Genomic DNA, 22,080 nt, shown 5'->3' with positions numbered 1-22,080 from the left:
GGAGAATGGTTGTGGAGAAGGTCCTGAATTTCAAGCAAGGGAGCGTGCCGCTGCTAGTCAGCATGCCCCACGCCGGCCTGCGCCTGACCCCGGCAGTGAAGGCCGGGTTGATTCCCGAGGCCCAGAGCCTACCGGACACCGACTGGCACATTCCCAAGCTCTATGAATTCGCCAATGAGCTGGGCGCCAGCACCCTGGCCGCCGAATACTCACGGTTCGTCGTCGACCTGAACCGACCCTCCGACGACACACCGATGTACGTCGGCGCCACCACCGGCCTGTACCCGGCGACGCTGTTCGATGGTGTACCGCTGTTTCGCGAAGGGCTGACACCCTCTGCAGAGGAACGGGCGACGTACCTGCAGCAGATATGGATGCCGTATCACCAGGCTTTGCAACAGGAGCTGGCGCGGCTCAAGGCCGAGTTCGGCTACGCCTTGCTGTTCGACGCCCATTCGATTCGTTCGGTAATCCCTCATTTGTTCGACGGCAAGCTGCCGGACTTCAACCTCGGCACCTTCAACGGCGCCAGCTGCGACCCGGTGCTGGCGAGCCAGCTCGAAGCCATCTGCGCCCGTCACGATACCTTCACCCATGTGCTCAACGGGCGCTTCAAGGGCGGACACATCACCCGGCATTACGGCAACCCGGCCGAGAACATCCATGCGGTGCAGCTGGAGCTGTGCCAGAGCACCTACATGGAAGAGTTCGAACCGTTCAACTACCGTGCGGACCTGGCGGAGCCGACCCAGGTAGTACTCCGGGAACTGCTTGAAGGTCTGTTGGCGTGGGGACGACAGACCTACAAGCGCTGAGTCGCTTATCGCAGATCGGTTGGAACAAAGGGGCCGGTCACATCAAACACTCCCTTGATGTTGAAAGTCTCAGCGTTTGGGGCTTTCACATTGAAGTCGAATATGGCGCCCCAGCGTTGAGGGGTTAGAAAAGGTACGAAGAAAATCTTTCCTTGAGTGCAAGGGAACTCATACGCCGCATCCACTTCGTTATCGTCATCGTCAGGGCTGTCTTCCAGCTTGTAGTAGCCAGCACTGTTTGGAGCGATCTGCGGCAGGACCTTGGGCGGTATCAGGTCCAGCATCACGGGACGGTCGGTTTTGCTCAGGTAGAACTGCAGGGTATTGATCTCCGTACTCTGGGTCTCTGGATTGATGGTGTCTTCGAACCCTTTAATGGCCCAGAACGTGCCCGACTGGGTAAGGAACTCCTGCAGTTTTACCCGATTAGCCGAGAAATGTTCCAGGTGGTCCTTGAATGTCAGGGTGGCTGTAAACGTGTTCAGTGGGGCCGTGGCTGCGTTATTCATGGTGCGGTTCCTCTGATGCTCCCCCAGGGAAAGGGGGGCTCAGGCCATTAACAAGGCTTTGCGGAATGTGAACTACTGTCGGAATCGACAGTTTTTTGTAGTTTTTCGCGATAAATAAAAATGTACTGATTCGAAGTCATTTTCGGGCGTCATCCTGTCGTAGCCGATAGAGATTTCTGCAGACAGGTCGTTGGCGTCACAGGGGGGCATGCCCATCAAGGCGATTCGGGTTTATGATGCCGGACGGCAGATTAAATAGAAGTCCCTACAGGGATGACTCGACCCCTTACGGAGCGCCCAATGCAGACTTTGTACCCGCAGATCAAACCCCATGCCCGGCACGATCTGGCTGTCGATGACACCCACACGCTCTATGTCGATGAAAGCGGCTCTCCGGAAGGCCTGCCGGTGGTGTTCATTCATGGTGGTCCGGGTGCGGGTTGCGACGCGCAGAGCCGTCGCTACTTCGATCCGAACCTGTATCGCATTGTTACTTTCGATCAGCGCGGCTGTGGTCGTTCCACGCCCCATGCCAGCCTGGAAAACAACACCACCTGGGATCTGGTCGAAGACCTGGAGCGCATCCGCAAGCATCTGGGCATCGAGAAATGGGTACTGTTCGGCGGCTCCTGGGGCTCGACCCTGGCCCTGGCCTACGCCCAGACCCATCCGGAGCGGGTCCATGGCCTGATCCTGCGTGGGATCTTTCTCTGCCGCCCGCAGGAGATCGAGTGGTTCTATCAGGCTGGCGCCAGTCGCCTGTTCCCCGATTACTGGCAGGATTACATTGCGCCCATTCCCCTGGATGAGCGTGACGATCTGCTCAGCGCCTTCCACAAGCGCCTGACCGGCAATGACCAGATCGCCCAGATGCACGCGGCCAAGGCCTGGTCGATCTGGGAGGGGCGTACAGCGACCCTGCGTCCGAACCCGCTGGTGGTCGACCGCTTCTCCGAGCCGCAGCGTGCGCTGTCGATCGCTCGGATCGAATGCCATTACTTCACCAACAACGCCTTCCTCGAACCCAACCAGTTGATTCGCAACATGGGCAAGATCGCCCATTTGCCGGGCGTCATCGTGCATGGCCGCTATGACGTGATCTGCCCGCTGGACAATGCCTGGGAACTGCATCAGAACTGGCCCAACAGCGAACTGCAGGTGATCCGCGATGCGGGACATGCCGCCTCGGAGCCGGGTATTACCGACGCACTGGTGCGCGCCGCCGGGCAAATGGCCCGGCGCTTGCTCGACCTGCCGCCCGAAGAAGCATGAAAGGGCTGTTGCAACGGGTCCGTGGGGCCCGGGTCGAGGTCGCGGGGGATATCGTGGGGGCCGTGGACCAGGGGTTGCTGGTCCTGGTGGCGGTCGAACCCGAGGATACCCGGGCCAGCGCCGACAAGCTCTTGCACAAGCTGCTTAACTACAGAGTGTTCAGTGATGCCGACGGCAAGATGAACCTGTCGCTGGCGGACGTCGGGGGTGGCTTGTTGCTGGTGTCACAATTCACCCTGGCGGCCGACACCAAAAGTGGCCTGCGCCCGAGTTTTTCGACGGCCGCGCCTCCGGCATTGGGAGAGGAACTGTTCAGCTACCTGATCGGTCAAGCGAAAGAGGTGCATGGCACTGTGGCATCAGGTAGATTCGGCGCCGACATGCAAGTGCATCTGGTCAATGATGGCCCGGTAACCTTTCTGTTACAGGTCTGAAAGCGTTTGAAACACCTTTTCGGTTCTGTTTCGAGGTTAAACAGGGAGTTTTCTCGATAAATACTTCGTTGCCCCTGATGCGTTGTCACGCGGCCTGCTAGATAATCGCGCGCTACGGGGGATCGGCATTCGCTGGTCCATTTGACTTAGGTAGAGACTTGTCCTGAGCCGTTTGGGGAATCATTTTGCCCCATCGGAGTCGGAACAATGCTCGCCAACTTGGCAAGAGTGCTCCGCAAGGTCGGTTTTTCTATGCCGTTACCAAGCGGATACTTTATCTGGCCGTTGGTTTTTTGATCTGTTTTCGGCGAGGGTTGCTCGTGATTGTTAGTCCCTGTAATGCACCAAAAATGTCTGCCAAACGGTTTAGAAGCGCTCTGGTAGCGGGTTCGGCGCTGCTGTGCCTGCTCGGTGCGGGTCAACTGTGGGCATTCAGCCTGGATGATGTATCGGCGAAGGCTAAAGAACTGGCCGGGCAAAAATTCGAAGCCCCGCGCAGCAATCTGCCGAACGAATTTCGCGACATGAAATTCGGCGACTATCAAAAAATCCGTTTCCGCACTGAAAAAGCCGAGTGGGCCGACCAGAAGACGCCGTTCCGGCTGTCGTTCTATCACCAGGGCATGCACTTCGATACGCCGGTGAAAATCAACGAAATTACCGCGACCAACGTCGAAGAAATCAAATACGACCCGACGCACTTCGACTTCGGCGACGTGCAGTTCGACCCCAAGGCTACCGAGCAATTGGGCTACGCGGGTTTCCGCGTGCTGTACCCGATCAATAAGGCCGACAAGCAGGACGAAATCATGACCATGCTGGGCGCGAGCTATTTCCGCGTCATCGGCAAGGGCCAGACCTACGGCTTGTCCGCCCGCGGCATGGCGATCGATACCGCGTTGCCGTCCGGTGAAGAATTCCCGCGGTTCCGCGAGTTCTGGATCCAGCGCCCGAAACCGACCGACAAGCACCTGGTGATCTTCGCCCTGCTGGATTCGCCTCGGGCCACCGGCGCCTACCGCCTGACCCTGCGCCCTGGCACCGACACCGTCGTCGACGTGAAGGCGCGCATGTTCCTGCGCGATCGCGTCAACAAGCTGGGCGTCGCCCCGCTGACCAGCATGTTCCTGTTCGGCGCGAACCAGCCGTCCAAGGTGTTGAACTACCGTCGCGAGCTGCACGATTCCAGCGGCCTGTCGATCCATGCCGGCAACGGCGAGTGGATCTGGCGTCCGCTGAACAACCCGAAACACCTGGCCGTGAGCAATTTCTCGGTGGAAAACCCACGTGGTTTCGGCCTGCTGCAACGTGGTCGTGACTTCAGTCACTACGAAGACCTGGACGACCGCTATGACAAGCGTCCGAGCGCCTGGATCGAACCGAAAGGCGACTGGGGCAAGGGTTCTGTCGATCTGGTGGAAATCCCGACCGCCGATGAAACCAACGACAACATCGTTGCCTTCTGGAGCCCGGAAAAACTGCCCGAGCCAGGCCAGCCGCTGGACTTCGGCTACCGCCTGCACTGGACACTCGACGAAGCCAGCCTGCACTCGCCTGACAGCGCCTGGGTCAAGCAGACCCTGCGCTCCACCGGTGACGTGAAGCAGTCAAATCTGATTCGCCAGCCGGACGGCAGTGTGGCCTACCTGGTGGATTTCGAAGGCCCGTCCCTGCAGGCGCTGCCGGAAGACGCCGAAGTGCGTAGCCAGGTGAGCGTCGGCGATAACGCCGAGATCGTCGAGAACAGTGTGCGCTACAACCCTGAAACCAAGGGCTGGCGCCTGACCTTGCGCTTGAAGATCAAGGATGCGAAGCAGGCCACCGAAATGCGTGCCGCGCTGGTCCGTCCGTTGACGCCTGTCGAAGCGCCGGCCGCGTCGCACTCCGTGACCGCCACCTTGGCCAAGGCCGACAAGATCGCCAAGCAACAAGGCGAAAAAGAAGCAGAAAAAGCAAACGAACAAGCCAAAGAAGAAGCCAAGGCCGTCAAGGCATCCGAGGCTGCTGAGGCGACCCCAACCCCGCAGGAACCGGAACCGACTGAACAAGTCCTGACCGAGACCTGGAGCTATCAGTTGCCAGCCGATGAGTAATACGCCAGTACCGCCAGAGACGCTCAGCGAATATCTGGCCCATTTGCCAATGACCGACCAGCAGCGCGCCGAGTTGGCGGGCTGCAAGTCCTTCAGCGAATTGCATGAACGTCTCTCGTCTTCGACCTTCGACGGTCCCACCGAGGCGGCGCAAGCCTCGGTCGGTCGTCGGCTGGTCCTGAGCACTGCCGAAGAGCTCGAAGATGCAGAGATGCTGGGGCTCGACTCCAGCGGTCGTGTGCGCCTGAAAGCCACGCCGCCGATTCGTCGGACCAAAGTCGTGCCGGAGCCATGGCGCACCAACATCCTGGTGCGCGCCTGGCGAAGGATGACCGGCCGCACCAACCCGCCGAAGCCGCCCAAGGATGAGCGGGTGCTGCCCCATGCCCGCTGGCGAACCGTAGGCTCGATCCGCCGCTATATCCTGCTGATTCTCATGCTCGGCCAGACCATCGTCGCCGGCTGGTACATGAAAGGCATCATGCCGTACCAGGGTTGGTCGTTCGTGGACCTGGATGAAGTCCTGCACCAGCCATTGCTGCAGACCGCCACGCAAGTGCTGCCGTATGCCTTGCAAACCAGCATCCTGATCATGTTCGGGATCCTGTTCTGCTGGGTTTCGGCCGGTTTCTGGACCGCGCTGATGGGCTTTCTGGAATTGCTCACCGGTCACGACAAGTACCGCATTTCCGGCGCCAGCGCCGGCAACGAGCCGATCCCCAAGGACGCTCGCACCGCACTGGTGATGCCGATCTGCAACGAAGACGTCCCCCGGGTCTTCGCCGGCTTGCGCGCGACTTTCGAGTCGGTGAAGGCCACCGGTGATCTGGATCGTTTCGACTTCTTCGTGCTCAGCGACAGTAACGAAACCGATATCTGTGTTGCCGAGCAGCAGGCCTGGCTGGACGTCTGCCGGGAAGCCGGCGGCCTGGGCAAGATCTTCTATCGTCGTCGCCGTCGTCGCGTGAAGCGCAAGAGCGGCAACCTCGACGACTTCTGCCGTCGTTGGGGCAGCGATTACAAGTACATGGTCGTGCTCGACGCTGACAGCGTCATGAGTGGCGAATGCCTGACCAGCCTGGTACGCCTGATGGAAGCCACGCCGGACGCGGGGATCATCCAGACCGCGCCAAAGGCCTCGGGCATGGATACGCTGTATGCGCGCATGCAGCAGTTCGCGACCCGGGTGTACGGTCCGTTGTTCACCGCCGGCCTGCACTTCTGGCAGTTGGGGGAATCCCACTACTGGGGCCACAACGCGATCATCCGCATGAAACCGTTCATCGAGCACTGCGCCCTGGCGCCGCTGCCGGGCAAAGGCGCGTTCGCCGGTGCGATCCTGTCCCACGACTTTGTCGAAGCCGCACTGATGCGCCGTGCCGGCTGGGGCGTGTGGATTGCCTATGACCTGCCGGGCAGCTACGAAGAGTTGCCGCCGAACCTGCTGGACGAGCTCAAGCGTGACCGTCGCTGGTGCCACGGCAACCTGATGAACTTCCGGCTGTTCCTGGTCAAGGGCATGCACCCGGTGCACCGTGCGGTGTTCCTGACCGGGGTGATGTCCTACCTGTCGGCGCCCTTGTGGTTCTTCTTCCTGGTGCTGTCCACTGCGCTGCTGGCGGTGAACACACTGATGGAGCCGCAGTACTTCCTCGAGCCGCGCCAGCTGTATCCGCTCTGGCCGCAATGGCATCCGGAGAAGGCCATCGCCCTGTTCTCCACCACCATCGTGCTGCTGTTCCTGCCCAAGCTGTTGAGCGTCATCCTGATCTGGGCCAAGGGTGCGAAGGAGTTCGGTGGCAAGTTCAAGGTAACGGTGTCGATGCTGCTGGAGATGTTGTTCTCCATGTTGCTGGCGCCGGTGCGGATGATTTTCCACACCCGTTTCGTGCTCGCCGCGTTCCTGGGCTGGGCCGCAACCTGGAACTCGCCGCAACGTGACGACGACTCGACGCCCTGGAGCGAAGCGGTCAAGCGTCATGGTCCGCAGACCCTGCTGGGCTTCTTCTGGGCACTGCTGGTGATCTGGTTGAACCCGAGCTTCCTGTGGTGGCTGGTACCGATCGTCGGTTCGCTGATGCTGTCGATTCCGGTGTCGGTGATCTCCAGCCGTGTCGGCCTGGGCTTGAAGTCCCGTGATGAAAGCCTGTTCCTGATCCCTGAGGAATACGCACCACCCCAAGAGCTGGTGTCGACTGACCAGTACACCCACGAGAACCGTTGGCATGCATTGAACGACGGCTTCATTCGCGCGGTGGTCGACCCACAGCAAAACGCCCTGGCGTATGCGTTGGCGACTTCCCGGCACGGCCAGGCCGAGCCGATCGAATGGTTGCGGGTCGAACGTGTTCGTCATGCCTTGAAGGTCGGCCCGGCCGGGCTCAACAACGGCGAGCGACTGGCGCTACTGAGTGATCCGGTGGCCCTGTCCCGACTGCATGAGCAGATCTGGAGTGAAAGCCACCCCGAATGGCTGGCGGCATGGCGTGCATCGGTCAAGGCTGATCCCCATGCACCGCTGCTACCGCTTCAGCCGGTGAGCGGACAGATTCAAGTAGCCTGATGTACAAAAAGCCCCGCTTCCCAAAAGGAAGCGGGGCTTTTTGTTGGGTACGATTCTTGTGGACACCATACCCTGTGGCGAGGGGATTTATCCTCGCTGGACGCGTAGCGTCCCTGAACCTGACAACCCGCAATCCTGATCAGGTGAGTTGAGACTCTGGGGCTGCCACGCAGCCCAGCGGGGATAAATCCCCTCGCCACAACATCACTCGGCCTCAGCTCGTGGGTCGACCCGATCCAGCGCCCGGTCCGCCAGCAAACCACTCAACTCGATCAACTGCTGAAGGCCCAAGGCAAAATGCCGCCGGGGTCCATCCAGCTCGAACGCCAGGTCGCTGGCCATGACATTGGCCGAAGCCAGGGTCTCGCTGAGGTTGGCCAGCAGGCATTCGGTGTCGATATCGTCTACAACGGTGAAGAGCTGGCCAGGGGGTGGCGCTTTATCGGGTTCGGCGTGTTTCGGTTTCAGGTAGAAATCCAATGCCCGCTCGGTGGCTTCCTGGAGTTTTTCGGGGTCGAGGCTGGTGTAGGAAGAGGTTGGGTCCGTTTCCGGAGGATTGGGTGTGATTTTGAACATGGTGATGCTCCTTGATTGATGGAGCCGCCACGATTCGCTGCGAAACGAAGGGAGGGTGGCAGCTGTACGCAGGTTCGCAGACCGGGAATCAAGGAACCCGGCATACCCGAAGGTATCCCGCGCACAGCCGCCATGACGATCCAGTAGACGAAGCAGCGCCCACTGAAAGGAAACGGTGGCGCAAGGCGCCTTGATAATTCCAGGCTGCGAAACCTGATCGCTACAGGATGCAACGACCCGCAAACGATAGAACCCAGACCCCAAGCGCACAAGCCGGCGGATTCTGGCGCAGTTGTAGGCAATGGCGCAAGACGATGTAGCCCTGCTCACAACTTTCCACAACAGCTCCTCATTCTGTGGGAGCGAGCCTGCTCGCGATGAACGGTAACGGGGCCTGACTGGGGAACGCTGGCATGCTCTTGGTCACTAATCAGCCCGTTCTGAAAATTCACGGACACAAAAAAACCGCCCTAAAGAGGCGGTTTCTTTGACACTTTACTTTCACAGAAGAGGGTATTAGCCCTGTCGCCTGGGTAGAGTTCTGCTCTCTTTGCCAGACCATGTATGTGGATGGTATTGGCCGTTGGCGCTGGTGTCAACTCGTCTGGCCTGTTAGATATCCTCGGTTTCGGTCTCATCGGCAGCATCCAGATTCCGCTGGAATTCTAGTTCTTCCTCGAACACAAGCCCCATGTCCACTGCCCACCTTTCGGCCAGATGCTGAACAGGAACAAGTCTTTCCAAGGCCCCGTCTCGGGCTTTCAGATCAGCTTTCAGTTGATCAATGATCTCCTGCAGCTGGTCAACTTTAAGCTGTGTTTGCAGCACATCATTGTAAGGAACATAACCGGAAGCGCCCACTGCATGAATTAGGGAGGCTTTCAGCTGTTTTGTCTCAGTACCACTGAGGGCCACGGTGTACTTTACATTTCTACCCGTATTCTTTCCCTCGCTGAAGTAGCTGACCGGTGGCAGGACTCTTTGGATCGATACACATTCGAGCATGCTGCAAAGTACGTAGCAATCTTTGCCGCTGTTTTGGTACCGCGGCATTCTGTTCAAGGTTGTTCACCGTTTCGAGATAACGAACAATGATCGTCTCCATATGCGTCCTTGTGAGTTGATGAACATCGTGCGTTTGATGCTCAGAAAGCGTAATTAATCGACAGAGCCCTCAAACAATAGAAGCCAGACCCCCAGGCGCACAAGCCGGCGGATTCGGGTGCAGTTGTAGGCAATGGCGCAGGACGCTGTGGCCTCCTGCTCAACTTCCGTTCTGTGGGAGCCGAGCTTGCTCGCGATGGCGACGTGTCAGCTTGCATCTATGTTGGATGTAACGCCGCCATCGCGAGCAGGCTCGCTCCCACAGTTTTTGCGGGGTTCATGGATTGGGTGTTTGTCGCTGGCCTTTTCTGTGGGAGCGAGCCTGCTCGCGAAGCGGTGGGACGGCTTGCAGCGATGTCGACTGTAATGCCGTTATCGCGAGCAAGCTCTGCTCCCACCGGGGAGGGGGTGTTGTCTAGACCTTGAACCGCCCCACCAACGTCTGCAAATGAACGCCGAGACGTGCCAGTTCGGCGCTGGAGGCGGCGGTTTCTTCGCTGGCGGCGGAGGTCTGTTCGGAGACGTCGCGCACGTTCAATACGCTGCGGTTGATCTCTTCAGCCGTGGCGCTCTGCTGTTCGGCCGCGGCGGCGATCTGCTGGTTCATCGACTGGATGGCCGAGACCGTGCGGGTGATGTTTTCCAGCGAACCGCCAGCCCGGCGGGTGAGTTCGACGCTGCTGGCGGTCAGGCCGCGGCTGCTGTCCATGATGCTCGCGACCCTTTCAGTTCCGCTTTGCAGTCCGAGGATGAGTTCCTCGATCTCTTCGGTGGATTTCTGGGTGCGTTGGGCCAGGCTGCGGACCTCGTCGGCCACCACGGCGAAACCACGCCCGGCCTCACCGGCGCGGGCGGCTTCGATAGCGGCGTTGAGCGCCAGCAGGTTGGTTTGCTGGGCCACGGACTTGATTACGTCCAGCACGCTGCCGATCTTGTCGCTCTCGTGCTTCAAGTCACCCATGGCGGCGGTGGAGTTGCTGACTTCGTTGGCCAGGCGCTCGATCTGAGCGATGGCTTCGCCCACCACTCGCTCACCCTCGCGGGCTTGCTGGTCGGCGGCAACGGCAGCCTCGGAGGCTTCCTCGGCGTTGCGCGCCACATCCTGCACCGTGGCGGTCATTTCGTGCATGGCGGTGGCGACCTGATCGGTCTCGATCTTCTGGCTGTTGACCCCGGCACTGGTCTGTTCGGTCACGGCCGACAGCTGTTCAGCGGCGCTGGCGATCTGGGTGACACCTTCGCTGATGCCACCGATCAATTGCCGCAGGCTCACGGTCATGCGTTGCAGGCTACCTTGCAGTTGGCCCATTTCGTCACGGCGGGCGACCACAAGGTCATGGCTGAGGTCACCCGAGGCGACACGTTCGACCGCGCTCAAGGTCTGTTGCAGGGGAGCAACGATCTGCCGGGTGATGATCCATGCCGCCAGCAGACCAAAGGCTAACGCCAGGACGGCGACGATGATCAAGGTTTCCTTGGCTTGTCCGGTTTCCTGATCGCGTTTCTCGATCTGCGAAACTGTCATTCGATTATTGAGCTCACTCAAGTGGCTCTCTTGCTCCAGCATTTTCTTGAAGGCCGAGGCGCTGACCACCTGCGAGTCGCGGAACTGGCTGACAGCGGCACGATAGGCCTTCATCGATTCGGCGGCTTGCTGCAGATTGGCGGTGTGCTGTTCCGGCAATTTGCCGGGCAGGTCTTGAAGGTTCTTCAGGACGTTTTCGATGGCATCCAGGGCGGGTTGTTCGGCGTCGGCCTTGCCGCTGTAGGTGTAGCCGCGCACTTGATAGCGGGCCTGCTGGAGCAGTTTGCTCAGCTCGACCACGTTATTGAATTGCGCGACGCTGTCGCCTTGTCGCAGGGCGTTTTCGACTTCCGTCACCTTCGCCACGGCATTGTCGGCGTTGGCCCCCAGCTTGGATCGGGCCGATTCGCGGTTCTGTGTCGCCTGGGTCAGGTCGCTAAAGCTGCGTTTGTAATCATCGAGGATAGCCAGTTGCTGATTGAGCAGTTCCTGGTCGGTCGGTCGTACAAACCGTTTGAGAGCAGTCTGTATGCTTTCCTGCAGCTTGCCTACCAGGTCGCTGACGGCAGTTGGTCCTTGTTCGCCGCGCCGCATCTCGTAGTCGAGGCTGGCAATTCGTAAATCCTTGGCCAATTCATTGAGACTGGCAATGGACGCCTGTTTGTCCGAGCGACTGATCACGCTGCTCAGGCTGCTCCAGCCGGCGAAGGTGCTCAGGAGAGTCATCAGCAAGACCAGGCCAAAACCGAACCCCAGCTTGCGATTGACACTTACGTTTCCCAGCTTTTCGGTTAGCCAACTGAACATGCTGATACTCCCACGGACCTTTTTGTAGGTCTTATGAGGAGAGTATCGACCATGCCATGCAGATCTGTAGGAAATAGGTGAGGGACTGGACAGGAGGGCGCTTGCTCTTGTTCGGTTACGAATCAGTCGCACGTCCATCCAGGGCGTAGCCGGCTTGCCCAGGCGAGAGCAAGCGCTCCCGCCTCGGGTTTCTTGTAGTCGTTTTTGAGCGCTTAGACCTTGAAGCGCCCCACCAGCGTCTGCAAATGAACGCCGAGACGTGCCAGCTCGGCACTGGAACTGGCGGTCTGTTCGCTGGCGGCGGAGGTTTGTTCGGAGACGTCGCGCACGTTCAATACGCTGCGGTTGATCTCTTCGGCGGTGGCGCTCTGCTGCTCGGCCGCGGCGGCGATCTGCTGGTTCATCGACTGGATGGCCGAGACCGTGCGGGTGATGTTCTCCAGCGAACCACCAGCCCGGCGGGTGAGTTCGACGCTGCTGTCGGTCAGGCCGCGGCTGTTGTCCATGATGGTCGCGACCTGTTCGGTACCGTTTTGCAGGCCAACGATCAGTTCCTCGATCTCCTCGGTGGACTTCTGAGTGCGCTGGGCCAGGCTGCGGACTTCGTCGGCGACCACGGCGAAACCACGCCCGGCTTCACCGGCCCGCGCGGCCTCGATGGCGGCGTTGAGAGCCAACAGGTTGGTCTGCTGGGCGACAGACTTGATCACGTCCAGGACGCTGCCGATTTTGTCACTCTCGCGCTTCAAATCGCTCATGGCGTTGATGGAGTGGCCCACTTCCTCGGCCAGGCGCTCGATCTGGGCGATGGCTTCGCCAACCACTCGCTCACCCTCGCGGGCCTGCTGGTCGGCGGCAACGGCAGCCTCGGAGGCTTCTTCGGCGTTGCGCGCCACTTCCTGCACCGTGGCGGTCATTTCGTGCATGGCGGTAGCCACTTGATCGGTCTCGACCTTCTGACTGTTGACCCCGGCGCTGGTCTGCTCGGTCACGGCTGAAAGCTGTTCGGCGGCGCTGGCGATCTGGGTGACACCTTCGCTGATGCCACCGATCAATTGCCGCAGGCTCACGGTCATGCTTTGCATGGCGCGTTGCAGTTGGCCCATTTCGTCGCGACGCTCGGAGGTCAGGTTGTGGCTCAGGTCGCCGGCGGCTACCCGTTCGGCGACCTGGAGGGTCTGGCCGAGCGGGACAACGATCTGCCGGGTGATGAGCAGGGCGGCAATGACGCCGAACAACAGGGCCAGCGCGGCGGCAACGATCAGGACGGTCTTGGCCTGGGCGACGTCGTGGTCACGCTTGGCTGTCTGGGACACGGTCAGCTTCTGGCTGGAGTCGATCAGCACCTGGCCTTGCTCGGTCATGCGCTGGAGGGCGGCGCCGTTCTCGATCTGCGAGTCACGGAACTGGGCGACCGCCGCGCGGTACAGATTGAACGAATCGCTAGCCTGTTGCAGATTGGCGGCATGTTCCTGGGGCAGTTGGTCCGGCAGGCGTGCCAGCAGCTTGAGCACGGTATCGATGGCTTCCAGGGCTGGCTGCTGGGCTTCGCTCTTGCCGCTATAGGTGTAGCCGCGAACCTGGTAACGCGCTTGCTGAACTGCTTTGCTCAGGGTTACCGCGCTGTTGAACAGGGTGACGTCGCCGCCTTGCAACAGTGACTGTTCTACCTCGGCGACCCGGGCCACGGCGTTGTCGGCGCTGGCGCCGAGTTTACTGCGGGCATCTTCGCGGTTGACGGTGGCGCGGGTCATTCCGGCAAAGGCGCTTTTGTATTCGGTCACGGCGGCCAATTGCTTGTCGATCATGGCCACATCGGCCGGCTGTTCGAGCAACTGGCGAGCATCCTTCAGCCCGGCCTCAAGCTTGCCCAGCAGATCGTTGACCTGTTGTGGCCCTTTCTCGCCCCGCGTGGCGTTGTAGTCGATGCTGGCCAGGCTCAAGTCCTTGCTCAAGTCGTTCAGGCTGGCAATGAATCCCAGCTTGTCGCCCCGACTGATGACGTTGCCCAAGCCGGACCAACCGGTGAAGGCGATCATCAAAGTGAGAAACAGCACCAGGCCGAAGCCGAAGCCGAGTTTGCGATTGACGCTTACGTTTCCCAGAGCCTGGGCAAACCACCGGAACATGCTGATACTCCCTTGAGGGACCAATTGGTTTTATGGGGAGCTATATCGGCAGCTTGGGCAGAATCTGAAGGACTTTTGCGGCGAGGGGATCAGAACAGCCTTGCGAGCAATGCCGTAACGGCGGTCTCGACCCGCAGGATTCGTTCGCCAAGCTGCACCGGTTGCAGGCCGGCCTTGCCCAGCAGGTCGATCTCGTAGGGAATCCAACCGCCTTCGGGGCCAATCGCCAGGGTGACCGGTTCCGTCAATGCCCGTGGGCAGGGCGGGTGGTCGCCAGGGTGACCGACCAGGCCCAGGGTGCCACTGACGATGGCCGGCAAGCGATCTTCAACGAAGGGCTTGAAGCGTTTTTCGATGATGATCTCCGGCAGCACACTGTCCCGCGCCTGTTCCAGGCCGAGGATCAGTTGTTCGCGAATGGCCTCGGGCTCAAGGAAGGGTGTCTGCCAGAAGCTCTTCTCGACGCGATAGCTGTTGACCAGTACCACACGGGGCACGCCCATGGTGGCGATGGTCTGGAACACCCGCCGGAGCATCTTCGGCCGCGGCAGGGCCAGTACCAGTGTCAGCGGCAGCTTGGCCGGTGGCGGCTGGTCGAGGGTTACTTGCAGTTCGGCTTCGCGAGCTTCCAGGCGCAGTACCTGGGCCGTGCCCATCAATCCGCCGACGCACCCGACCCGCAGGCTGTCGCCGACGGCGCTGCGGTGGACTTCCTGCATATGGGTCAGCCGGCGATCGCTCAGGACGACCCGGTCAGGACCAACGAAATCGGCCTCTTCGAGCAGCAGCAGGTTCACGGTTGGGTCGCAGGCGGCTGGTCGTTGTGATCGTCGGCCGTTTCAGCTTCCGGCTCTTCGCTACGTTTACGCACCAGGCCGCCGAACAGCACGCCGATCTCGAACAGCAACCACATCGGTACCGCCAGCAGGGTCTGGGAGAAGATGTCCGGCGGGGTGAGGATCATGCCGACCACGAAGCAACCGATGATCACGTACGGACGGATCTTCTTCAGGTATGCGACATCGACCACACCGATCCACACCAGCAACACCACCGCCACGGGAATTTCGAATGCCACGCCGAAGGCGAAGAACAGCGTCATGACGAAATCCAGGTAGCTGGTGATGTCGGTCATCATCTCCACGCCGGCCGGGGTGGCGGCGGCGAAGAACTTGAAGATCAGCGGGAACACCAGGAAATAGGCGAAGGCCATGCCGGTGTAGAACAGCAGGATGCTGGAAACCAGCAGCGGCACGGCGATGCGTTTTTCATGCTTGTACAGGCCCGGTGCGATGAAGCCCCAGATCTGGTGCAGGATCACCGGAATCGCCAGGAACAGCGAGACCATCATCGTCAGCTTCAGCGGGGTCAGGAACGGCGACGACACGTCGGTGGCGATCATGGTCGCGCCCGCCGGCAGATATTGGCGCAGGGGCGTGGAGACGAAGGTGTAGATCTGCTGGGTGAAGGCGAACAGCCCGGCGAAGATGATGAAAATCGCCGCCACGCAACGCAGCAGGCGGGTGCGCAACTCGGTGAGGTGCGATACCAGCGGCATCGGCTGATCGTTCTCTGGGATATTGCTCATGATGCTCGCGGTGGCTGTGTTGGGTCGTGGGGGGCCGGTGTCGGCGCCGTTGGGGCTGTCGCTGCCGGTTTGACTGACTCGGCCGGTACCGCTGCGGGTTCGTCCACCGGTACCGGGGACGCCGTTGCCTGTTCGGCCGGGGGCTGGACCGGCGTCGGCTCCTGCTGGGTCGGTGCGAGGATTTTCCGCGCCTCCTGCTCCAGGGACAGGATGTGTTCGTTGTGAAGTTGCCGACGGATCTCGTCGGCACCGATTTCACGCTCGACTTCCTGTTTGATCGCATTGAAGCTGCGCTTCAGGCGCCCGATCCAGAGACCGGCGGTGCGCGCAGCACCCGGCAGGCGCTCGGGGCCCAGCACCAGCAGGGCGACGAGGCCGACGAGCAGCAGTTCAGTGAAGCTGATCCCAAACATTAGTCAGTGCTCACGGGTCTTTACGGGTCGGCTCTTCGACTTTCTGTGCCTGCACATCGATGGTGTGCGGTGTACTCACAGGCTGCGTGGCCTGAGGCTGTACGGGTGGGGCCGGTTGCGCAGGCTGGGCAGGGGCTGCCGTCGGATCGGCCGGTTTCTCGTCGTCATTCATGGCCTTGCGAAAGCCCTTGATCGATTCGCCGACATCGGTACCTAGGTTCTTCAACTTCTTGGTCCCGAATACCAGCACCACGACAACCAGGATGACGATCCAGTGTTTCCAGTCAAAAATACCCATGTGGCTATTCCTCTCGATAATTGATCAGGCGGACGGGCGCGAGGCTTTCTCGACATGCCCGGACAGACCGAAGCGACGGTCCAGTTCATCCAGTACAGCCTGCGGGTGCTGCCCCAGTTGAGCCAGCATGACCAGGCTGTGGAACCACAGATCGGCGGTCTCGTAGATCACGTCGCTGCAGTCACCGCTGACAGCGGCGTCCTTGGCGGCGATGATGGTCTCGACCGATTCCTCGCCGACTTTCTCCAGAATCTTGTTCAGGCCCTTGTGGTACAGGCTCGCGACATAGGAACTGTCGGCCGCTGCGCCTTTGCGCTCTTCCAGCACCTGGGCCAGGCGGGTCAGGGTATCACTCATGGGTATGTCCTGAATAAATGGCATGCGGGTCCTTGAGCACCGGATCGACGGTTTTCCAGTCGCCGTTCTCGAAGACGCGATAGAAGCAGCTTTGACGGCCGGTGTGACAGGCGATTTCTCCGATCTGTTCGACCATCAGGATGATGACGTCGCCATCGCAGTCCAGGCGCATTTCATGCAGATGCTGCACGTGGCCGGACTCTTCGCCCTTGCGCCACAGCTTGCCACGGGAACGTGACCAATAGATGGCGCGGTTCTCGCTGGCGGTCAGGGCCAGGGCTTCGCGGTTCATCCAGGCCATCATCAGCACGCGCCCGGTTTTGTGATCCTGGGCGATGGCCGGCACCAGGCCTTCAGCGTCCCATTTGATTTCGTCCTGCCAGTTTTTCATCTTCGACTCCGACCATGGGCCTTGCACCTCAAGTCGGTGGGCCCAGCGTTGAAACAGTGTGCCAGTGCGAACCGGTGCTGGCTATCGACGAACGACCAGATACAAACCGACGATCACCATCACGGCGGCGGGCCAATGCCCCAGTTCGCTCAACGGTCCGCCGGCCGCCAGTACCGCGCCGCCACCCAGATGCGCAGCGCCGAGCAGGCGCAGCAACCAGTCGTCATTGCGGCGTTTCCATGGCGGTGCGGGGTCCTGGGCGTGGGGCTGGGACATGCGTTCGAGCAGGTCCCGGGTCATATTGGCCAGGTGCGGGATCTGCTCGAACTGGCTCTGCACATTGCCCAGCAGGGCCTTGGGGCTGACGCGCTCGCGCATCCAGCGTTCGAGGAAGGGCTGGGCGGTGTTCCACAGGTCCAGGTCCGGGTACAACTGGCGACCCAGGCCCTCGATGTTCAGCAGGGTTTTCTGCAACAGCACCAGCTGCGGCTGAACCTCCATGTTGAAGCGACGCGCGGTCTGGAACAGGCGCATCAGCACCTGGCCGAAGGAAATATCTTTTAACGGTTTTTCGAAGATCGGCTCGCACACGGTGCGGATCGCCGCTTCGAATTCGTTGAGCTTGGTCTCGGCCGGCACCCAGCCTGAATCGATGTGCAGTTGCGCGACGCGACGGTAGTCGCGCTTGAAGAACGCGAACAGGTTGCGGGCCAGGTAATCCTGGTCTTCGGGCGTCAGGCTGCCGACGATGCCACAGTCGATAGCGATGTATTGCGGGCTCCACGGCTGCACGGTGCTGACGAAGATGTTGCCGGGGTGCATGTCGGCGTGGAAGAAGCTGTCGCGGAACACCTGGGTGAAAAAGATTTCCACTCCGCGCTCGGCGAGCATCTTCATGTCGGTACGCTGGTCGGCCAGGGTTGCCAGGTCGGTGACCTGGATGCCGTAGATGCGCTCCATCACCAGGACCTTGGGCCGGCACCAGTCCCAATAGACCTGCGGCACATACAGCAACGGCGAGCCTTCGAAGTTGCGGCGCAACTGGCTGGCGTTGGCGGCCTCGCGCAGCAGGTCGAGTTCGTCGTAGATGGTCTTCTCGTAATCCAGCACCACGTCGACCGGGTGCAGCAGGCGTGCATCGGCGGACAGTCGCTCGGCGGCGCGGGCAAGGATGAACAGCCACGCCAGGTCCTGGGCGATGACCGGCTTGAGGCCTGGGCGAATGACCTTGACCACCACTTCTTCGCCACTCTTGAGCTGTGCGGCGTGAACCTGAGCCACGGAGGCCGAAGCCAGGGGCTCGACATCGAAACGGCTGAAGACTTCGTTGATCTTCCTGCCCAGTTGTTCCTCGATCAAGGCCACAGACAGTCTGGAGTCGAACGGTGGCACACGGTCCTGCAGCAGCATCAACTCATCGGCGATGTCTTCGGGCAGCAGATCGCGGCGGGTCGAGAGGATCTGCCCGAACTTGATGAAGATCGGCCCCAGGTCCTGCAAGGCCAGGCGCAGGCGGGCGCCGCGACTCAGGTCCAGCGTTCGCCGGGGGAACCAGCGCCACGGCAGCGCGAAGCGCAGTGCCAGCAGAAACCAGGGCAGTGGCAGGGCGAACAGCAGGTCATCGAGGCGGTAACGGATCACGACGCGCTGGATGCGCAACAAACGGCGGACGGCAAGCAGCTTCATGCGTTATCGCTTGGTTTCAAGGGATCGGGAAAGGCGCTCGAAACGCGCCTCGAGACGTTCCAGATCAAGTTTGATCCGGTCCAGTTCACTAAAACGGGCTTCGGCTTCGCGTTTGCCTACGAGCGTACGCGATTCTTCGGCCAGGTATTCACTCAGATTCTGCCCCAGGGTGGCGAACCCCTGCCGATACCAGCGCGTACGACTGCGCAAATGGCCGCTGATCAACTGGGTGGCCACCGGGCCGAGCCAGCGAGACAGCTCATATTCCCAGTCCAGCTCCAGATCCTGCAGGATGGCCGCGAGGTCCAGCAGCACACCGCTGTCGCCTTCGAGTTCGACGTCGGGGCTGTGCAGCACCGCAGTCTTGTCCTTGCTCAAGGCCAGGTTCAACAAGCTCGAGGCCGGGGCGCGCAGGGTGCAATCCGCCTCGGCTTCCCAATGAGAGGCGAGCATCAGGCCTTCGTCGCTGGGCAGGATAAACAACTGCAGCGCCGGGCTGCGGCAGTCGACGGCAATCACCTTGCCGCCCAGATGTGCCAGGCGCGCCAGCGCCGTGCTGTCCAGGCGCAATACCCGGTTGATGCCGAGTTCGACGCTGGCGAGCAGGCCGGCGAACAACATCAGGGTTTGATTCCGCGGTGCAGGGCCACGATACCTGAGGTCATGTTGTGGTAGGTCACGCGGTCGAAACCGGCTTCGACCATCATCGACTTCAGGGTCTCCTGGTCCGGGTGCATGCGGATCGATTCGGCCAGGTAGCGATAACTTTCCGCATCGTTGGTGATCAGCTTGCCCATCAGCGGCATGAAGGCGAACGAGTAGGCGTCGTAGGCCTTGGACATCAGCGCGTTGGTGGGCTTGGAGAACTCCAGCACCAGCAGGCGACCACCGGGCTTGAGCACCCGCAGCATCGAGCGCAGGGCATCTTCCTTGTGGGTGACGTTGCGCAGGCCGAAGGCGATGGTCACGCAATCGAAATGGTTGTCCGGGAACGGCAGTTTCTCAGCGTCGGCCTGAACGAACTCGACATTGCCGGCGACACCCAGGTCCAACAGGCGGTCGCGCCCGACCTTGAGCATGGATTCGTTAATGTCGGCCAGCACCACATGGCCGGTCGGGCCAACGATGTGGGAGAATTTCTTCGTCAGGTCGCCCGTACCGCCGGCGATGTCCAGCACGCGGTTGCCGCTGCGCACGCCCGACAACTCGATTGCGAAGCGCTTCCAGAGGCGGTGCATGCCGCCGGAGAGCAGATCGTTCATCAAGTCATATTTGGCGGCTACCGAGTGGAAAACCTCAGCGACTTTTTCCGCCTTCTGGCTTTCCGGCACGTTCTTGAAGCCGAAGTGAGTGGTGGGTTCGGCATCGCTGCCTTTGCGCTGATCAGTCATATCGCTGTCACCAAAAAAGAATGCGGGACATTCTAATCCCGGTGGAGGGCTTTGTCTTGGCAAGGCTGAAGGTAAGATGAACCACCGCCGGGACGTTTTGACGCAGTCCGGGCAATTGTCGATATAACAGGAGTCAGCGAATGGCCAAAATCAGTGTTGAGCGTACCCATGACCTGGGCAAGGAAGCGGCCCGCGCGAAGGCCGACCAGTTGGCGCAGAAATTATCCGACAGTTATGGCCTGAAGCCGCAATGGGTCGGCGACACGCTGGAGTTCAAGGGTTCCGGAGTCGAGGGCACGGTGGACGTTGGCGAGGACTTGATTCGCGTCGACGTGAAGCTGGGTCTGTTGATGTCGGCCATGAGCGGAATGATCAAGACGGAAATCGAAAAGGCGTTGGATAAGGCATTGGCTTGATCGATCGAAAGTGTGGGGTGGAACACATCCAGGTTCACTACCTACTCCTGTGGGAGCGGGCTTGCTCGCGAAAGCGGTGGATCAGTCGACATCAATAGTGAATGGTCCACCGCATTCGCGAGCAAGCCCGCTCCCACATGAAGTCATCGCCTTCAGTGTTGTGTCAGTTGTTAGGGTGCCGTTTCTAATTATTCTCCCTACTTTGTGCCTGAGCCCGTGCGCATGCGGGCAGTTCCTCGAACCTGTTTTCAAGTGAGGTGCACCATGGCCAAAGTTATTCTGAAGAAAAAAACCGACGTTGAATCTTCCACGCTCGGCGGCGTAAAAACGTACGCGCGCAAGATCTGGCTGGCGGGCCTGGGCGCCTACACCAAGGTCGGCCAGGAAGGCAGCGAGTACTTCCAGGAGTTGGTCAAGGCTGGTGAAGTCGTTGAAACCAAAGGTAAAAAGAACATTGCCGGAAAACTTGAAGCGGCCAACAGCGAACTGATTGAAGCCAGGGCCGACGTCAATACGTTCAAGGCCCGGGTCGAAATACAACTCGATAAAGTCGAGAAGGTATTCGACGCCCGTGTTGCAAGTGCCTTGAATCGTATCGGCATTCCGTCTAAACATGACGTTGAGGCACTCTCTGCCAAGCTCGATGAGCTGACGGCACTGCTCGAACGTGTGACGCGTAAACATTAAGGAGAACGGGATGGCTGGCAAAAAAACAACTGAAAAAGAAAGCAGCTCGTGGGCCGGGAAGATTGAAAAATATTCCCGCAAAATCTGGCTTGCTGGTTTAGGCGTGTACTCGAAGATCGACACTGACGGCAGCAAACTCTTCGAGTCCCTGGTTAAGGACGGCGAGAAGGCCGAAAAACTCACCAAGACGGCGGTCGGCAAACAAGTCGATGCGGCCAAGGACTCTGCCGAGTCCGCCAAGTCGCGAATGAGCGGCGTGAAGGATCGTGCACTGGGCAAGTGGGACGAACTGGAAGGAGCTTTCGACAAGCGCCTGAACAGCGCGATCTCCCGCCTGGGCGTGCCAAGCCGCAATGAAGTCAAGGCACTGCACAGCAAGGTCGACACCCTGACCAAGCAGATCGAAAAACTCACCGGCGCCAAGGTCGCACCGGTGGCGGCCAAGACTGCAGCGGCCAAGCCGGCCACCAAAACAGCAGCCAAGCCATTGGTCAAGGCAGCGGCAAAAACCGTCGCCAAACCTGCGGTGAAAGCCGCGGCCAAGCCTGTGGCAAAAACCGCTGCGGCCAAGCCTGCAGTCAAGGCGGCGGCCAAGCCGGTAGCGGCCAAAGCGGCAGCCAAGCCTGCCGCCAAGGCTGCGGCGAAACCTGCGGCAAAAACCGCGGCGGCCAAACCGGCAGCGAAGCCGGCGGCCAAGCCAGCAGTCAAGGCAGCGGCCAAGCCGGCAACAAAAGCGGCAGCCAAGCCTGCCGCCGCGAAGAAGCCTGCCGTGAAGAAAGCGGCAGCGCCAAAAGCAGCTGCACCCAAGGCACCGGCAGCCGTCGCAAATCCGGCTACCCCGACGAGTACGGCAAATTCCGTCTCGGCGCCGACCCCGGTGGTCAACCCGACTCCAGCGCCAGCTCCATCGACGCTTACCAGTCAGTCCTGATTTTTCAGGGCACACAAGAAAACGCCCGGCCTGCAAAGGTCGGGCGTTTTTTGATGGGTAGCAAAAGACCCTTGTGGGAGCGGGCTTGCTCGCGA

21 protein-coding genes and 2 pseudogenes are annotated in these 22,080 nt (G+C 60.5%); 8 read left to right on the top strand and 15 right to left on the bottom strand.

The genetic code is table 11. The features are described 5' to 3' along the window. Nucleotides 1-11: 11 nt before the first annotated feature. Nucleotides 12-815, top strand: coding sequence for an N-formylglutamate deformylase (hutG, locus tag FBX99_RS06160; RefSeq protein WP_144928899.1), 804 nt, complete (start codon nucleotides 12-14; stop codon nucleotides 813-815). Nucleotides 816-820: 5 nt separating this feature from the next. Here the strand turns inward: hutG and FBX99_RS06155 are convergent, their stop codons facing one another. Next, nucleotides 821-1,324, bottom strand: coding sequence for a hypothetical protein (locus FBX99_RS06155; RefSeq protein ID WP_144928901.1), 504 nt, complete (start codon nucleotides 1,322-1,324; stop codon nucleotides 821-823). Between the two features lie 300 nt (nucleotides 1,325-1,624). Between FBX99_RS06155 and pip the strand changes: the two genes are divergently transcribed. The 4 genes from pip to mdoH all read left to right on the top strand — a co-directional run bounded on the left by pip (nucleotide 1,625) and on the right by mdoH (nucleotide 7,686). Continuing rightward, nucleotides 1,625-2,596 (top strand): prolyl aminopeptidase, encoded by a 972-nt coding sequence (pip, locus tag FBX99_RS06150; protein ID WP_145130939.1) that lies wholly within the window; start codon nucleotides 1,625-1,627, stop codon nucleotides 2,594-2,596. Next, nucleotides 2,593-3,030 carry a D-aminoacyl-tRNA deacylase gene (dtd, locus tag FBX99_RS06145; protein WP_145130937.1) on the top strand — a complete coding sequence of 146 codons (438 nt, stop codon included), beginning with the start codon at nucleotides 2,593-2,595 and terminating at the stop codon, nucleotides 3,028-3,030. The genes pip and dtd overlap by 4 nt, the downstream gene beginning before the upstream one ends. Nucleotides 3,031-3,350: 320 nt before the next feature. Next, nucleotides 3,351-5,123, top strand: coding sequence for a glucan biosynthesis protein G (locus FBX99_RS06140; protein WP_145130935.1), 1,773 nt, complete (start codon nucleotides 3,351-3,353; stop codon nucleotides 5,121-5,123). Then, nucleotides 5,116-7,686: a glucans biosynthesis glucosyltransferase MdoH gene (gene mdoH / locus FBX99_RS06135; protein ID WP_144928905.1), complete on the top strand. Its 2,571-nt coding sequence runs from the start codon at nucleotides 5,116-5,118 to the stop codon at nucleotides 7,684-7,686. The genes FBX99_RS06140 and mdoH overlap by 8 nt, the downstream gene beginning before the upstream one ends. Nucleotides 7,687-7,890: 204 nt before the next feature. Here the strand turns inward: mdoH and FBX99_RS06130 are convergent, their stop codons facing one another. The 14 genes and pseudogenes from FBX99_RS06130 to ubiE form a co-directional block, all read right to left on the bottom strand. Beyond that, nucleotides 7,891-8,262, bottom strand: a complete 372-nt coding sequence (locus tag FBX99_RS06130) for a DUF6124 family protein (protein WP_144928907.1) — start codon at nucleotides 8,260-8,262, stop codon at nucleotides 7,891-7,893. 612 nt (nucleotides 8,263-8,874) lie between these two features. Next, nucleotides 8,875-9,324 carry a hypothetical protein gene (locus FBX99_RS06125; RefSeq protein ID WP_144928909.1) on the bottom strand — a complete coding sequence of 150 codons (450 nt, stop codon included), beginning with the start codon at nucleotides 9,322-9,324 and terminating at the stop codon, nucleotides 8,875-8,877. A 457-nt stretch (nucleotides 9,325-9,781) separates the two neighbouring features. Beyond that, the gene (locus tag FBX99_RS29520; protein WP_371923842.1) at nucleotides 9,782-10,495 is read right to left on the bottom strand and encodes a methyl-accepting chemotaxis protein; all 714 of its coding nucleotides are present in this window, start codon (nucleotides 10,493-10,495) and stop codon (nucleotides 9,782-9,784) included. A gap of 141 nt (nucleotides 10,496-10,636) precedes the next feature. Beyond that, nucleotides 10,637-11,617 (bottom strand): annotated as a pseudogene (locus FBX99_RS29515) (methyl-accepting chemotaxis protein); the annotation flags it as partial. A gap of 293 nt (nucleotides 11,618-11,910) precedes the next feature. Then, nucleotides 11,911-13,827, bottom strand: a complete 1,917-nt coding sequence (locus FBX99_RS06115; protein ID WP_145130933.1) for a methyl-accepting chemotaxis protein — start codon at nucleotides 13,825-13,827, stop codon at nucleotides 11,911-11,913. A gap of 89 nt (nucleotides 13,828-13,916) precedes the next feature. Then, entirely contained in the window at nucleotides 13,917-14,624 is a 708-nt protein-coding gene (locus tag FBX99_RS06110) for a 16S rRNA (uracil(1498)-N(3))-methyltransferase (RefSeq protein ID WP_144928915.1), read from the bottom strand. Beyond that, entirely contained in the window at nucleotides 14,621-15,415 is a 795-nt protein-coding gene (gene tatC, locus FBX99_RS06105; protein WP_144928917.1) for a twin-arginine translocase subunit TatC, read from the bottom strand. The genes FBX99_RS06110 and tatC overlap by 4 nt, the downstream gene beginning before the upstream one ends. Next, nucleotides 15,412-15,828, bottom strand: a complete 417-nt coding sequence (gene tatB / locus FBX99_RS06100; RefSeq protein ID WP_144928919.1) for a Sec-independent protein translocase protein TatB — start codon at nucleotides 15,826-15,828, stop codon at nucleotides 15,412-15,414. Before tatB ends, tatC begins: the two co-directional genes overlap by 4 nt. A gap of 10 nt (nucleotides 15,829-15,838) precedes the next feature. Continuing rightward, nucleotides 15,839-16,126 carry a twin-arginine translocase TatA/TatE family subunit gene (locus FBX99_RS06095; RefSeq protein ID WP_144928921.1) on the bottom strand — a complete coding sequence of 96 codons (288 nt, stop codon included), beginning with the start codon at nucleotides 16,124-16,126 and terminating at the stop codon, nucleotides 15,839-15,841. A gap of 24 nt (nucleotides 16,127-16,150) precedes the next feature. Then, on the bottom strand, nucleotides 16,151-16,483 hold the full coding sequence (locus tag FBX99_RS06090; protein WP_047699744.1) for a phosphoribosyl-ATP diphosphatase: 333 nt from the start codon (nucleotides 16,481-16,483) through the stop codon (nucleotides 16,151-16,153). Continuing rightward, nucleotides 16,476-16,874, bottom strand: a complete 399-nt coding sequence (gene hisI / locus FBX99_RS06085; RefSeq protein ID WP_144928923.1) for a phosphoribosyl-AMP cyclohydrolase — start codon at nucleotides 16,872-16,874, stop codon at nucleotides 16,476-16,478. Before hisI ends, FBX99_RS06090 begins: the two co-directional genes overlap by 8 nt. Before the next feature lie 81 nt (nucleotides 16,875-16,955). Then, a complete protein-coding gene (ubiB, locus tag FBX99_RS06080; protein WP_144928925.1) occupies nucleotides 16,956-18,560 on the bottom strand; it encodes a ubiquinone biosynthesis regulatory protein kinase UbiB in 1,605 nt (534 codons plus the stop codon). After that, nucleotides 18,557-19,181 (bottom strand): annotated as a pseudogene (locus FBX99_RS06075) (SCP2 domain-containing protein). The gene ubiB and the pseudogene FBX99_RS06075 overlap by 4 nt, the downstream one beginning before the upstream one ends. Then, the gene (gene ubiE / locus FBX99_RS06070; protein ID WP_024779926.1) at nucleotides 19,181-19,951 is read right to left on the bottom strand and encodes a bifunctional demethylmenaquinone methyltransferase/2-methoxy-6-polyprenyl-1,4-benzoquinol methylase UbiE; all 771 of its coding nucleotides are present in this window, start codon (nucleotides 19,949-19,951) and stop codon (nucleotides 19,181-19,183) included. The pseudogene FBX99_RS06075 and the gene ubiE overlap by 1 nt, the downstream one beginning before the upstream one ends. Before the next feature lie 140 nt (nucleotides 19,952-20,091). Here ubiE and FBX99_RS06065 point away from each other — a divergent pair, with 140 nt between their 5' ends. The 3 genes from FBX99_RS06065 (at nucleotide 20,092) to FBX99_RS06050 (ending at nucleotide 21,985) form a co-directional block, all read left to right on the top strand. Next, nucleotides 20,092-20,367 carry a polyhydroxyalkanoic acid system family protein gene (locus FBX99_RS06065; RefSeq protein ID WP_041024755.1) on the top strand — a complete coding sequence of 92 codons (276 nt, stop codon included), beginning with the start codon at nucleotides 20,092-20,094 and terminating at the stop codon, nucleotides 20,365-20,367. Nucleotides 20,368-20,631: 264 nt separating this feature from the next. Further along, on the top strand, nucleotides 20,632-21,054 hold the full coding sequence (locus tag FBX99_RS06055) for a phasin family protein (protein WP_144928929.1): 423 nt from the start codon (nucleotides 20,632-20,634) through the stop codon (nucleotides 21,052-21,054). A 10-nt stretch (nucleotides 21,055-21,064) separates the two neighbouring features. Continuing rightward, complete coding sequence (locus FBX99_RS06050; RefSeq protein WP_144928931.1) at nucleotides 21,065-21,985, top strand: phasin family protein; 921 nt, start codon at nucleotides 21,065-21,067, stop codon at nucleotides 21,983-21,985. Nucleotides 21,986-22,080: the final 95 nt, after the last annotated feature.

The sequence above is a fragment of the Pseudomonas sp. SJZ074 genome, from assembly GCF_007828215.1.
In the GTDB taxonomy this organism is placed as follows: Bacteria; Pseudomonadota; Gammaproteobacteria; order Pseudomonadales; family Pseudomonadaceae; genus Aquipseudomonas.
This window is presented reverse-complemented; position numbering and strand designations above follow the sequence as displayed.

What these genes read in the sequence shown, in the direction of transcription:
- mdoH (WP_144928905.1), top strand. Translation starts at nt 5,116, where the DNA reads ATGAGTAATACGCCAGTACCGCCAGAGACGCTCAGCGAATATCTGGCC.
- FBX99_RS06090 (WP_047699744.1), bottom strand. Translation starts at nt 16,483, where the DNA reads ATGAGTGATACCCTGACCCGCCTGGCCCAGGTGCTGGAAGAGCGCAAA.
- tatB (WP_144928919.1), bottom strand. Translation starts at nt 15,828, where the DNA reads ATGTTTGGGATCAGCTTCACTGAACTGCTGCTCGTCGGCCTCGTCGCC.
- FBX99_RS29520 (WP_371923842.1), bottom strand. Translation starts at nt 10,495, where the DNA reads ATGCACGAAATGACCGCCACGGTGCAGGATGTGGCGCGCAACGCCGAG.
- ubiE (WP_024779926.1), bottom strand. Translation starts at nt 19,951, where the DNA reads ATGACTGATCAGCGCAAAGGCAGCGATGCCGAACCCACCACTCACTTC.
- hisI (WP_144928923.1), bottom strand. Translation starts at nt 16,874, where the DNA reads ATGAAAAACTGGCAGGACGAAATCAAATGGGACGCTGAAGGCCTGGTG.
- tatC (WP_144928917.1), bottom strand. Translation starts at nt 15,415, where the DNA reads ATGAGCAATATCCCAGAGAACGATCAGCCGATGCCGCTGGTATCGCAC.
- FBX99_RS06095 (WP_144928921.1), bottom strand. Translation starts at nt 16,126, where the DNA reads ATGGGTATTTTTGACTGGAAACACTGGATCGTCATCCTGGTTGTCGTG.
- ubiB (WP_144928925.1), bottom strand. Translation starts at nt 18,560, where the DNA reads ATGAAGCTGCTTGCCGTCCGCCGTTTGTTGCGCATCCAGCGCGTCGTG.
- FBX99_RS06130 (WP_144928907.1), bottom strand. Translation starts at nt 8,262, where the DNA reads ATGTTCAAAATCACACCCAATCCTCCGGAAACGGACCCAACCTCTTCC.
- FBX99_RS06155 (WP_144928901.1), bottom strand. Translation starts at nt 1,324, where the DNA reads ATGAATAACGCAGCCACGGCCCCACTGAACACGTTTACAGCCACCCTG.
- FBX99_RS06115 (WP_145130933.1), bottom strand. Translation starts at nt 13,827, where the DNA reads ATGTTCCGGTGGTTTGCCCAGGCTCTGGGAAACGTAAGCGTCAATCGC.
- FBX99_RS06065 (WP_041024755.1), top strand. Translation starts at nt 20,092, where the DNA reads ATGGCCAAAATCAGTGTTGAGCGTACCCATGACCTGGGCAAGGAAGCG.
- dtd (WP_145130937.1), top strand. Translation starts at nt 2,593, where the DNA reads ATGAAAGGGCTGTTGCAACGGGTCCGTGGGGCCCGGGTCGAGGTCGCG.
- FBX99_RS06055 (WP_144928929.1), top strand. Translation starts at nt 20,632, where the DNA reads ATGGCCAAAGTTATTCTGAAGAAAAAAACCGACGTTGAATCTTCCACG.
- pip (WP_145130939.1), top strand. Translation starts at nt 1,625, where the DNA reads ATGCAGACTTTGTACCCGCAGATCAAACCCCATGCCCGGCACGATCTG.
- FBX99_RS06050 (WP_144928931.1), top strand. Translation starts at nt 21,065, where the DNA reads ATGGCTGGCAAAAAAACAACTGAAAAAGAAAGCAGCTCGTGGGCCGGG.